This window comes from Flavobacterium pectinovorum (assembly GCF_006438875.1).
GTDB classification, from domain to species: Bacteria; Bacteroidota; Bacteroidia; order Flavobacteriales; family Flavobacteriaceae; genus Flavobacterium; species Flavobacterium pectinovorum_A.
Map to the genome: position 1 here is coordinate 1 of NZ_RCZH01000006.1, position 12,575 is coordinate 12,575.

Consider the following 12,575-nt stretch of genomic DNA (forward strand, 5'->3'; position numbering starts at 1 on the left):
TCGATTTATGGAGATAGTGCTTATACTGATTACGGTTTAGAAGATTTTGCCCTAATGAAAAAATGTGTTTTATTAAAAATTCAAAGAAAGTCAAATGCTAAACGAACAGATACAATAGAGCAAAAAAATGAAAAGTTAAAAATGAGAAAAAGAGTAGAAACAACAATAAGCGACATAAAAAAAATGTTTCCAAGAACTATACATGCAGTAACATTAGAAGGTTTTTTGATAAAACTGACATTGTTTGTATTTGGACTCCAGTTAAATAAAGCAATCAACTAGCAACTTGAATTAATTAACAAAATACCATTAATTATTAAGTTCTAAACTTTAATAATTATTTTTATGGACCGAATAACTCCAGAACAAAGATCCAAAAACATGCAAGCTGTTCGCAGCACAAATACCAAAGAAGAAGTTCGTTTGGCAAAAGCATTATGGACTTTAGGTTATAGATACCGTAAAAACAATAGAACAGTTTTCGGCAAACCTGACTTTACTTTTAAAAAACTCAAAATTGCCATTTTCGTAGATTCAGAATTCTTCCACGGGAAAGATTGGGAAACCAGAAAAAAACCGCAAACCAATCCTGAATTCTGGATCAAAAAAATCGAACGAAATATTCAACGAGATATAGAAGTCAATGCATATCTAGAATCTCAAAACTGGAAGATTCTGCGTTTTTGGAGTAACGATATCAAAAAGAATTTGGATTCTTGTATTCTTGAAATTCAGAACGCAATAAACGAAAGACAAATCAAGTAGATAATTACATTTAATTAGTTGCAAAATTTATGGAGCAAAAAAGCAATAAACACGAAAACTATGAAATTCTAAATTTACTTGGTTATGGCTTATCTAAATTTGATAATTCATTTGTAAAGGAATTTGGCTTTAGTACAAAAACTGATTTCTTTAAGTATTTTGTAGAGATTGGAATAGCTAAAACAAGTAGTGTCGTAAAAAACAGAATGGATTTATTTAATCCATTTTTTACAACTAATAATAGAAAAGGTTGGTGGCAAAATGGAGATTCTTACATCCATAGAAAACATCTAATTGATAGTTTATTTGGCAATGAAAATGTAAAAGACTATTCAAATATTGTAAAATTATATTTAAAAGAAAATTACAAGATAAAAGAGCTTTTTGTTAAAGTCAAACCAATTGTAAAATCAAGATTTAAAAAACTTCAAGAAACAGGTTTAGAAGCTGAATTATACGTTATAAACAATTACACTGAAATTTCTAACTTTAAGAATGGAATTTTAGAAGATGCTAGATTATATGGAGATGGTTATGATTTTCAAATTAATGTTAGCGAAAGTTCATTTTTAGCAGAAGTTAAAGGAATTAGAGAGAAAAAAGGAAAGTTTAGATTAACTGAAAAAGAGTTTCTAATGGCTTCAGAATATAAAAATGATTATATTATTGCTTTAGTCTTAAACATGAATGATACACCAACTTTTTTAACGATTGAAAATCCCATAAATAATTTAAAATTTGAAGAAAGAATTATAAAATCTAAAGAAATTAAAGAATATCATTTAATTTCAGATATTAATTAAAACAGATAAAAAAAACATAATCAATTTTCAACTTTGAATATAGCTATAATTGCGTTTTAGATTTATCTTTGAAATAAAATTCCTATGTTAAGTTTAAATGAAAAAATTCAGCATTTAGAAAATTACTTGTCGCAAGCAAATGAGAATTACGCAGATACTTTTAAAGAAGATATTGTTATGTTCATAGATGATTTTACTGATCAAAATAAACTTCTGTCTTTTCTAAATAAAATTGATTCTTTAGAAAAAATTGAAAATTGGGTTGATAAATTATGCTCTAGAATTGTTTTAAAATTTGATTCTGAAGGAGAAGAAATAAATGATTTTATATATGATTATATACAACTTGGCTGAATTGAAAATATTGAGAGAAAAAGAATGATAGATTATTCAATTTTAGAAATCCCAACTGTACTTAATCCGCCTATAAATCTTATAGATATTATTTACAATTGTCCTGTTTGTGATTACGAATTTGAAATAGATATGTTTGTAGATGATAATAGTTTTGTAAAATGTGACGTATGCGAACACATAACTAAATTTAGAATTAAAAAAATCTGAACTCCTGCATTATTAAACATAAGTAAGAGAAAAACAAAACTCCTAACTTGACAATTGCAACGGAGTTACTTGCGGAGATTCCTCATTCTTCGGAATGACAAAGCAAGCGAAAAAAGTAACAAACAGAAAAAAACACAAAACAGAAAAGCCACTACACAGTGGCTTTTCTCATTATAAATCATTCAACATCCAAATAAGGATTTAATATTTCTGCTAATTCATTCAACCAATAAAAACCATCTTCAACTGATTTTGGATCGATTTGCAGGGTTTCGCATTCGCGCATTAGAGACATGGCGAGAAGATAATTTACTCTTCGAATTGCTTTTGCGAAACTTTTAGGATCAGTCGCTTGGTTGAAAAATTCGTTTAACCGCAATTCGGTTTCTTTTGAAAGGGTGTTTACACTCATAATCTGAAAGTTTAGGTAATATAAAACCCGTACGGGTTAGCTGTCCTACGCCTTTCAGAGCGTTGCAGTTGTTTCCAATACCGCCAGCGTACCACACGGGCAAAAATTTAGTCAAGTTCATAATCTGAAAGTTTTAGGACTGCGAAGATACCAAAAAACGCTGTGGTTTCGGCATTCATAAAAAAGTTATGAGTAATTAATTCTTACAACTATAGTTTGATTATTGTTGCGAGGCTTCTCCCGACGCCCAATGTCATTAAGTTAAGGAAAATCTATAATGCTACCGTGAAATAATCCCTCACAGAAGAAGCAAAAAAAAATTTCACACTGATTTAGCAGATTTACGCCCATTTTTTTTAATCTTTTTAATCCTTTATCCCGATAGCTATCGGGAGTGGCTTTAAAATAAAGAAGCTTAACTTAATGACATTGCCCGACGCCTCGGGACGCTCAGCCTGTCAAAAAAATAATAAAAAAATCTGTTTTTATCCGCGTTTTCACGAAGTGAATCCGTTAAATCCGCGTTCCATAATAACATTTCAGAATCGCCAAGTCCGACAAAAACAGCCTTGAAATTTTCCAACATTTTTTCATAATGTTTTATTAACTCATTCGTTACTTTGATCAAATTTTGATAGCTTTGAGAAACAATCATTAAATAATAAACCGATATGAAAATTCAAATCAACACCGACAAGAACATCGAAGGACACGAGAGATTAGAAGCTTATTTTTCTGGCGAATTAGAAAAAGGTTTAACGCGTTTTGAGGAAAAAATAACCCGCATCGAAGTACATTTCGGAGATGAAAACGGAGAGAAATTCAGCTTACACGATAAAAAATGTGTGATTGAAGTTCGTACCGCAAAACTACAACCCATAACGGTTACAGAACACGCTGATACTCTTGAAAAAGCTTTTATCGGTGCTTTGGCAAAAGCAAAAAAAACTCTTACTACGACTTTCGAAAAACAGAAGGCGTTTTAATTCCTATAGCAACAAATGCAAAAATGGCATTATCTTAAATTTAGATAATGCCATTTTTTTTTTACATTGTAATTTTGTATTGCAATTAATTCTAACACATAGAAACATAGTCTTTGGGCTTTAAAAAAGGCGTTTCACTTATTTAAACAAACATAGTTAGCTATGTGAGAGAAATGTATTTCTTTTTTGTATTCTTTTTTTGCATCTAAAATCTATGTTTCTATGTGTTTAAATTTTGCGCAACTCTTCGTGTTTCTTATAAACCTTAGCGAGGCTTTATAGTATACGGAAAAATAAAATTAAGATAATAATAACGCTTTTCGGTATTGTAAGAAGTAATTTTGCTCTCCCAAAAAATGAACTTGATTCTTGAACGAAAACAAGCAAATTGATTGGGATTATCTACAATAATTATTTAAAATACACTCATGAAAAAGCAACTACTCGTATTACTAACCGCAGTTCTGTTAAGTTTTGGCGTAAATGCACAAGTAAAATCTTCGGAAACAAATGTTCTGGTTTTGATTTATTCTCAAAACGGCGGAACTTATAAAATGGCAAAAGCTATTGCCGAAGGAATTCAGGAATATCCAAATACAAAAGCAACAATAAAAAGAGTTCCTTCGATTAATCCGAAAGAAAAACTAAACGCTGATGTTGAGAAATTACCAATTGCCACTATTGATGAATTAGCCAATTATGACGGAATCGCTTTTGGAAGTCCCGTTCATTTTGCTAATATTAGTGCCGATATGAATTATTTTTTCAGTCAGAGTATTCCGCTTTGGACTTCTAGAACTTTAGAAGGAAAACCGGCAACTGTATTTATGTCGGCTGGATCCGGAGCAGGAAAAGAAGCTGCAATTTTGTCTTTTTGGAATATCCTTGCTTCTCACGGAATGGTAATTGTACCAACCGGAATTATGGGAACGGCAACTTTAGACAAAACAGTTCCTCAGGGAAATACGCCTTTTGGAGCAACTTCATTGGCAGGATCTACAGGAACGCGTCCGTCGCAAAGCGAATTGAATTTGGCTAAAGAACAAGGAAAAGCTTTGGCAAGAGTAGCATCAGGATTGAGAAATACGGAGAATATAAAAGTTGTAAAAACAACTTCGACAGAAACTAAAGTCGATATCAACAAAACATTAAAAGACAATAATATTGTACTTCCTGAAGCGCCAAAACCTGTTGGAAATTATGTTCCGTTTACGATTTCAGACCATAAAGTATATATTAATCAGGTAGCTCTTAAAGACGGAAAAATCCTGAATCCTGGAAAAGTTGGCGCAACAGTTACTGACGATCAAGCCAAAGAAGCAACTTATCAAACAATGCTGAATGTAATTGCAGTTTTAAAAGAGGCTTGTGGAGGTGATTTGAATAAAGTAAAACAATGTGTACAATTGACAGGATATTTTAACACGACTCCGGAATATACACAACATGCAGGAATTATGAATTCGGCTTCAAACTTGACGGCATTGGTTTTTGGAGAAAAAGGAAAACATGCCAGAGCAACAATTGGTGCGGCTTCATTACCTATTAATTCGGCTGTAGAAATTCAAGCGATTTTTGAAATTGAATAAACGGTTTATTGGTTTACAAATGTGAATAAATTTGGGAACGTTTTGTGTTGTCCCTACGGGACAAATTAACCATCTTCATTTTTTTTTTGCTACCGACAGATAATCTCTCCGAGATATTTTTCTAAATACTCCGTTAGGAGTTAAATGTTGGTAGAAATATAAAAAGGGGCGACTAAGCGTTTTGCATAGTCAGCCCCTTTTTATATTGGTGGCACGCCCAGATTATTGACGTAAATATTATGATTTTGGCAACGGAGCTCCAACTGCAATATCACAGCGATGTCCGGTTTGCCCGTGTGGCGGATTCATTCCTTCGGCAGTTGCAACTGGTTTTTCTGTGCTCAATAAAGCTGGAACTGCATTATTTGCAGGTGGCGAAACGGTAAAATTTTGGGTCGTGGTTCCGCTTTGGGCAGGAGTCGCAGCAACTGGTTTCGCTACAGGAGAATTCAAAGGTGCTCCAACCGGAATATCACATCTGTGTCCTGGCTGACCATGCGAAGGATTCATTCCTTTGGCTACTTTTACGGGTGCAGCAGTTGTTGTCGTAACTACATTTTGCTGACTTGGGTTTACCTGAACGGTTTGTACAGGTTGCGCTGTAGCAGTTTGTCCTTGTGTTGGTGCCGAATTTAATGGAGCGCCAACTGCAATATCGCAACGATGTCCGGGTTGTCCGTGTGCAGGATTTAATCCGGCATTACTACTCAAAACCGTGTTCGGGTTTGTTGCGGGATTTTGAACTACTGACTGCGTCTTTGTAGTGTCTTTTGCTAATCCTAATTTAACCAACTCAGATGCTGGCGTACTTTCTTGTGGTTCCAATTCTTTCTTGCAGGAAACAAAAACCAAGGAAGTGACAAATATTGATGTGATAAGTATTTTTGGATTCATGATGTATATTTTTAAAGCAATCAAAGATACTAAATCCTATTGTACCATATAAGTGATGTAAGATAATTTAAGTTTTGTCTTATGATTTTAATCTCGCAGAGTCGCAAAGTTTTTCGCTCATTTTGTGTCATTTCGACCGGAGGGAGAAATCACATTCGTGACTCGACAAAGATTATTGCCTTACTATACGGAGTTTCTAGTGTGATTTCTCCCTCCGGTCGAAATGACAAAACAGTACGATTTTAATCTGTGGCTTTAAAAAAATTTTGCGTCTTTGCGCGATTAAATCACGACCAACAGTAAAAAATAAAACTTTGCGACTTCGCGACTTTGCGAGATTAAACTATAATTTTTGCTAACTTTAAATCCAAAACAAAGCCTTTTATGAAAAAATCAATTCTACTTTTATTATTCGTTGCTTCTTTTGCAAATGCACAAACTTCCGAAAAAGAAAAAGTAAGTCAAACAATTGATGCGTGGCACAAAGCTGCCGCTGATGTGAAATTCGACGACTATTTTAATCTCATGGCCGATGATGCTATTTTCATTGGAACGGACGCTACCGAAAATTGGGTTAAAAAAGATTTTAAAATTTGGGCAAAACCTTTCTTTGACAAAGGGACAACCTGGAATTTTACGGCTCTTGAACGTCATATCTTTTTTGATAAAACGGGGGAAATTGCCTGGTTTGATGAATTGCTAAATACGCAAATGAAAATTTGTCGTGGTTCTGGCGTTTTGATAAAAGTGGGGAAAGAATGGAAAATTCAGCATTATGTTTTATCGATGACAATTCCGAATGATGACGTTAATGCAGTGATTAAGGTAAAAACGCCTATCGAAGACGTTTTGATTGAGAAGCTTAAGAAAAAATAAACATTTTTTAGCTTTCTTATTATAATCCTAACTTTTCTAGGACTTTACAAGATCTGGTATCAATTTAATTATAATACAATTGACAATATTACCTATAATTTAGAAGTTCAAAATAAGATTGTGTCAAAAAAACGGTTCGAATTTTACAAAATTGACTAAAATAAAAGCTACACCTCTATTTTAACAGCCCTCGAAATCAAAATCTTTATTTTTTTTTAACTTTGACCCCAAAAAAAATAGGGCTAAATAAAGTATCTGAAAAATGAAAATAGAAAAACGCTGGGTCATTTCCTTTATTATTATAAGTATTGTTTGTATTACCGGCGCATTTTGGCCAACTGTTACTCAAAATAGTTACGTATTATCTGAATTTGGCACAACCGATCATATTGTACCTGCCGATGTTGCCTGGATGCTGACTTCTTGCTGTCTGGTTTTGATCATGACTCCGGGATTATCTTTTTTCTATGGCGGAATGGTAGGTCGAAAAAACGTTATTTCGACCATGTTGCAAAGTTTCATTTGTTTGGGCGTTGTAACGCTTTTATGGGTTGTAGTTGGCTTTAGTTTAGCTTTTGGCGATCCTGTAGGGTTTGGCTCCGGTGCCCACTTTTATAGTTTCTTTGGCAATCCAACTACATTTGCCTTTATGGATTATGTGGGCGTTTTACCGCATAAGAAATTGGCAAGCACAATTCCGTTTATGCTTTTTGCTTTGTTCCAAATGAAATTTGCGATTATCGCTCCGGCAATTATTACGGGTTCGTTCGCAGAACGTGTTCGTTTTATATCGTATTTACTTTTCATCAGTTTGTTTACCATTTTTATATATGCACCTTTGTGCCATTCGGTTTGGTATCCAACAGGAATTTTAGGAACTTATTTTGGCGTAAAAGATTTCGCTGGAGGAACCGTTGTACATATGAGTTCTGGATTTGCTGCTTTGGCAGGAGTTCTCGTTTTAGGAAAAAGAAAAAATAGTGCTCATATACCAACCAATATTCCATTTGTATTATTAGGAACGGGAATGTTGTGGTTTGGATGGTTTGGATTCAACGCTGGTTCAGCTCTTGCTGCCAACGGAACTGCCGCAATGGCTTTTGCAACAACTACAACTTCATCGGCAGCAGCGATGTTAACCTGGGTTTTCTTTGACAGAATGAACGGAAGAAAAGTTTCGGCTCTTGGTGCTTGTATTGGAGCTGTTGTAGGTTTGGTTGCGATAACACCTGCCGCAGGATATGTATCTGTTCCTGAGAGTATGTTCTTTGGATTTGTTACGGCTTTAGTTTCAAACTCAGTTGTAAATTGTCGTTTCTCTAAAAGATTTGATGATACGCTTGACGTTTTTGCCTGTCACGGCGTTGGTGGAATTATGGGAATGATCCTTACTGCTATCTTTGCTCATGGTGAAGATGCAAGCCTATTACACGGCGGATGGAATGTTTTTGCACATCATATGATGGCATTGGTTTTGGTTTCGATATTTACTTTCTTCGGAGCTTATTTCTTGTTTAAAGTAACCAACTTTATTATTCCACTGCGTGTTTCTGAAGAAAACGAACATATTGGACTGGATTTATCGCAACACGATGAAACGCTTGACCCAAATTTAAAACCTATTACTGAAGCGCATTACGGGTAAAACCATATTTATAAAGTTTGCCACGAATTACACGAATTTTCACGAATTTTTTTTTGATCATACTGCGTAAATTAATTCGTGAAAATTTGTGTAATTCGTGGCGAAAAAAAAATATCCTTCATGAAAATTCACGGCTAAAAACTTTAAACGTAATTGCGCTATTTTCATTCGTTTATATTCCTTAATTTTGCTGAAAATTTTTGTAAAAGTGGGAAGTAAAAATAAACTAAAAAGATTCAGAGAAAACGAAACGTTTCAAAACGTTTTTCAACCAACAAGAGAAGAAGTTGTAGGCGATTTAATGCCTTTGAAAGGAAAATGGAACTCTGATTTCTTTAAAAATGATAATCCATTAGTTTTAGAATTAGGATGTGGAAAAGGAGAATATTCTGTTGGATTAGCAGAAAGATATCCTGACAAAAATTTTATCGGAATAGATATTAAAGGCGCGCGTTTCTGGAGAGGTGCTAAAACCGCTGTTGAAAACGGACTGCATAATGTTGCTTTTATTCGAACTCAAATCGAATTAATCAATCATGTTTTTGCTGAAAATGAAGTGGATGAAATCTGGATTACTTTTCCGGATCCGCAAATCAAATACAAAAGAACGAAACACAGAATGACCAATTCTGAGTTCTTGAAATTGTACAAAAGAATCCTTAAAAAAGAAGGTGTTGTAAACCTAAAAACCGACAGTGAATTTATGCACGGTTATACTTTAGGATTGCTTCATGGTGAAGGACACGAAGTTTTGTATGCAAACCACAACGTATATACAAACGAAGGAAGTCCTGAAGAAGTTACTGCTTTTCAGACTTTTTACGAGAAACAATATTTAGAAATTAACAAGGCAATTACGTATATTCGCTTTAAAATTAAAGACTAATTTAATTTTAAATACAACTTTCAAAACTCATTAAATAACTGAATGGCATTACTTACCCCTTTACTTTCAGGTTTTCTTGCCGCTTTCATTGGGATTATTCCGCCAGGTTTAATCAACATGACAGCAGCCAAAGTAAACCTAAAAGAGGGCAAAAAGAATGCTTTATGGTTTGTTGCAGGTGCGATTTTGGTGATCTTTTTTCAGGTTTCTTTAGCTGTTTTATTTGCGCAGGTTATTGACAATCGCCCTGATGTTGTTACTTTATTACGCGAAGTTGGTTTTGCTATTTTCTCGATCTTGACGATTTACTTTTTGTTTATCGCCAAAGAGCCTAAAGCCAAAAAATCGAAAATCAAAAAAAGCAGTAAAAAAAGCCGTTTCTTCTTAGGAATGCTGCTTTCGGGTCTGAACTTTTTCCCGATTCCGTATTATGTTGTTGTTAGCGTGACACTGGCTTCTTATCACCTTTTTGCATTCGAACACAACATTATTTTCACTTTTGTTTTTGGATCTGTTTTGGGTTCATTTGCTGCCTTATACAGCTACATTGGTTTCTTTGGAAGAATCGAAAAGAAAACCGATTATCTAATGCGAAACATGAATACTATCATCGGTAGTATTACAGGATTAATTGCTGTAGGAACACTTTTCAATATTTTGAATTACTATTTCGGGTAAAGATATCTGCCACTGATTAAAAATTTCTTAAATTAATTTCACGCAGATTTTGCAGATTTAAGCAGATCTAAAAGGATTTTTTATTTAATTTTAATCTTTAAGAAATTAAGAAAAATTAAGCATCGCTTTGTAAAACTTCACTTTCTTAATTATTTTTTCAATAAAAAGTTAAGCTTTGTCTTAATGAACCTTAATATCTTAATGGTAAAATAATTCAAGTATGGTTGAAGATAATTTTTTTGAAAGAGTCTACGCTATTGCAAGACAAATTCCGTACGGAAAAGTAACTTCTTATGGCGCAATTGCAAAAGCTTTAGGAACCGCACGTTCTGCACGCATGGTGGGTTGGGCAATGAATGCCTGTCATAATATGGATGATATTCCTGCACACCGGGTTGTAAATAGAAAAGGTCTTTTGACCGGAAAACACTATTTTGACGGAACCAATTTAATGCAGCAACTTCTGGAAAGCGAAGGTATTGTCGTAGAAAATAATCAAATTATAGATTTGGAAAAGCACTTTTGGACTCCAGATGTTTCTACCATGTAAGTTATATAAGTTCATTTAATCGTGACGCTTATTTCTATTCGCATTTTTGTCATCCCGAGGAACGAGGGATCTCCATAAGTAGCTTTACAAAGATTGGCGATTTTGATTGCGGAATTTCTCGCGGAGATCCCTCGTTCCTCGGGATGACAAGATTGTGGTTATTATTGCGAAGAATGGATTGAAATCCATCCCTACAATATGTTTCGTTCCTCCGGAACTCTCTCTGAAATTCCGGAGAAGGATTCTTTTATAGCAACGTCCAGATCCAGAAACGTCGGGACGTGATTGACTCATAGAAAAAACGATTTGATTTTATCCTAGAAATCGGAATGACAAAAAATGCAAATAAAAAATTCAGAAATAAAACTTTGCGACTTCGCGAACTCTTTGCGAGAGATTTATACACAATGCTTAATATGAACTTACATAACTTATATGGTTCAATCTTAAATCAAACAAATAACGAAACTAGTTTTACCTTCATCGGTTTGATAACTTAAGTAACCGCCATGTGCTTCTATAATATTTTTAGAAAGTGTTAATCCAATTCCGGCGCCATCTTTTCGGGTTGTAAAAAACGGAAGAAATACTTTATCCCTAATCTCCGGATCGATTCCTTTTCCGTTGTCCGAAATGACGATAAAAAAGCGATTATTTTCAGCATAACTAGAGATGAACATTTTCTTTTCGCTCTTTTCTTTCAAGGCATAAATACTGTTGGTGATCAAATTAATAATTACCTGCTCCATCTGATTTTTATCAATCAAAATCGAACGTGGACTATGAATCTCGTTTATCAGTTCGATGTTTTCTGCTTTTAAAATCGGATTCATGATTCGGAGGCAATCTTCAAAAAGCGCATTTATTGGCGTCATTATTTTGGTTGGCGTCGGAAGCATAGCCAGTTTTCGGTAATTCTCAACAAAAACCTGTAAATGATCGCTTCGGTTTATAATGGTCGAAATACTGCTTTTAATGTCCTCAAAATCATCTTCTTCCAGTTTTTCCTGATCGACAATGTGTAGTAAATTCTGTGAAAGCGCCCGAATTGGCGTTAAGGAATTCATTAATTCATGCGAAATAATTTTCATCAGATTAATCCAGGCTTCTTTCTCTTTTTTCTCAATGACACGCTGAATACTATCCAATAGAATAATAAAATATTCTTTGTTATACGTCTTTGCATGTGACGTTTGCAACATAAAAGTCTGCAGATCCTGTTCTTCTATTTTTATCGAAATTGCCGATTTTAAATCTGTGAAACCTACGTTTTCAATCTCGGCACAAAGTGAAGGCAAGTAGTTTTTAAGATATTTCCAATGACTGACTTTTGGCACATTAAAAATGTTTGAAAAGCAATCGTTCATTAAAAATATATTCCATTCTTCATTTTCTTTTTCTAAAATTAAAGCCGCAGTATCAATACTATTCAAAATAGATTGGTAAACAAGTTCTTTTGATGTTTGCTCTTGTTGCTGAACTTTTAGTGTGTTGTATAAAAGATATAAGGTTTTAAAATTCTCTTTTTTATGTTCTTCAGGGAAATTAGTCGAAAAATCATTCTGTAAAATTGAAAGCAATGTCTTATCGTAAAATAATAATTGATTTCTGAAAAAGAAATACATTTCAATCAACATTACAGCAACAAAAAAACCAACCAAAAGCGCATTGTAATAAAACGTTTTATAGATCAGAAAAACGCAAAAGAAAAAGAGCGCCATAACAAATAACACTCTCACAAACAATGCATTATAAAACTTCCAGTTTTTCATTATTTTATTTTTTTTATTGCCAAAGATTAAAGGATTAAAAAGATTCTTAAAATTTATTTCACGCAGATTTTAAAAAGATTGAAGCAGATAAAATTAGATTAAAACAAAAATAATCTGCCTAAATCTGCCGAATCTGCGTGAAACAAAAGAAATCC

Annotated in this window: 13 protein-coding genes and 1 pseudogene; 11 read left to right on the forward strand and 3 right to left on the reverse strand. The window is 33.7% G+C overall.

All coding sequences use genetic code 11. The annotated features are described in order from the left end of the window. The 4 genes and pseudogenes from EAH81_RS09955 to EAH81_RS09970 all read left to right on the forward strand — a co-directional run. Positions 1–282, forward strand: a pseudogene (locus tag EAH81_RS09955) (IS982 family transposase); the annotation flags it as partial. Between the two features lie 63 nt (positions 283–345). Next, positions 346–765: a very short patch repair endonuclease gene (locus EAH81_RS09960; protein ID WP_140506489.1), complete on the forward strand. Its 420-nt coding sequence runs from the start codon at positions 346–348 to the stop codon at positions 763–765. Between the two features lie 29 nt (positions 766–794). Beyond that, the gene (locus EAH81_RS09965; protein WP_140506492.1) at positions 795–1,568 is read left to right on the forward strand and encodes a DUF3883 domain-containing protein; all 774 of its coding nucleotides are present in this window, start codon (positions 795–797) and stop codon (positions 1,566–1,568) included. A gap of 84 nt (positions 1,569–1,652) precedes the next feature. Then, positions 1,653–1,922, forward strand: coding sequence for a hypothetical protein (locus tag EAH81_RS09970; RefSeq protein WP_140506494.1), 270 nt, complete (start codon positions 1,653–1,655; stop codon positions 1,920–1,922). Between the two features lie 388 nt (positions 1,923–2,310). On the opposite strand, the gene EAH81_RS09975 is transcribed toward EAH81_RS09970, so the two are convergent. Then, a complete protein-coding gene (locus EAH81_RS09975; protein ID WP_140506496.1) occupies positions 2,311–2,544 on the reverse strand; it encodes a hypothetical protein in 234 nt (77 codons plus the stop codon). A gap of 671 nt (positions 2,545–3,215) precedes the next feature. Between EAH81_RS09975 and EAH81_RS09980 the strand changes: the two genes are divergently transcribed. Both EAH81_RS09980 and wrbA read left to right on the forward strand, forming a co-directional pair. After that, positions 3,216–3,530: an HPF/RaiA family ribosome-associated protein gene (locus EAH81_RS09980; RefSeq protein ID WP_140506498.1), complete on the forward strand. Its 315-nt coding sequence runs from the start codon at positions 3,216–3,218 to the stop codon at positions 3,528–3,530. Positions 3,531–3,958: 428 nt separating this feature from the next. Further along, on the forward strand, positions 3,959–5,119 hold the full coding sequence (gene wrbA, locus EAH81_RS09985) for an NAD(P)H:quinone oxidoreductase (RefSeq protein ID WP_140506500.1): 1,161 nt from the start codon (positions 3,959–3,961) through the stop codon (positions 5,117–5,119). A gap of 237 nt (positions 5,120–5,356) precedes the next feature. Here the strand turns inward: wrbA and EAH81_RS09990 are convergent, their stop codons facing one another. Next, the gene (locus tag EAH81_RS09990) at positions 5,357–6,013 is read right to left on the reverse strand and encodes a hypothetical protein (RefSeq protein WP_140506502.1); all 657 of its coding nucleotides are present in this window, start codon (positions 6,011–6,013) and stop codon (positions 5,357–5,359) included. A 384-nt stretch (positions 6,014–6,397) separates the two neighbouring features. Between EAH81_RS09990 and EAH81_RS09995 the strand changes: the two genes are divergently transcribed. From EAH81_RS09995 to EAH81_RS10015, 5 genes are all read left to right on the forward strand, one after another. Next, positions 6,398–6,889 carry a nuclear transport factor 2 family protein gene (locus tag EAH81_RS09995; protein ID WP_140506504.1) on the forward strand — a complete coding sequence of 164 codons (492 nt, stop codon included), beginning with the start codon at positions 6,398–6,400 and terminating at the stop codon, positions 6,887–6,889. A 262-nt stretch (positions 6,890–7,151) separates the two neighbouring features. Next, the gene (locus tag EAH81_RS10000; protein WP_140506506.1) at positions 7,152–8,534 is read left to right on the forward strand and encodes an ammonium transporter; all 1,383 of its coding nucleotides are present in this window, start codon (positions 7,152–7,154) and stop codon (positions 8,532–8,534) included. Positions 8,535–8,742: 208 nt separating this feature from the next. Further along, positions 8,743–9,420 (forward strand): tRNA (guanosine(46)-N7)-methyltransferase TrmB, encoded by a 678-nt coding sequence (trmB, locus tag EAH81_RS10005; RefSeq protein ID WP_140506508.1) that lies wholly within the window; start codon positions 8,743–8,745, stop codon positions 9,418–9,420. Positions 9,421–9,462: 42 nt separating this feature from the next. Then, positions 9,463–10,098 carry a LysE family transporter gene (locus EAH81_RS10010; RefSeq protein WP_140506510.1) on the forward strand — a complete coding sequence of 212 codons (636 nt, stop codon included), beginning with the start codon at positions 9,463–9,465 and terminating at the stop codon, positions 10,096–10,098. A 220-nt stretch (positions 10,099–10,318) separates the two neighbouring features. After that, a complete protein-coding gene (locus tag EAH81_RS10015; RefSeq protein ID WP_140506512.1) occupies positions 10,319–10,648 on the forward strand; it encodes an MGMT family protein in 330 nt (109 codons plus the stop codon). A 446-nt stretch (positions 10,649–11,094) separates the two neighbouring features. Here the strand turns inward: EAH81_RS10015 and EAH81_RS10020 are convergent, their stop codons facing one another. Then, positions 11,095–12,420, reverse strand: coding sequence for a sensor histidine kinase (locus EAH81_RS10020; protein ID WP_140506514.1), 1,326 nt, complete (start codon positions 12,418–12,420; stop codon positions 11,095–11,097). Positions 12,421–12,575: the final 155 nt, after the last annotated feature.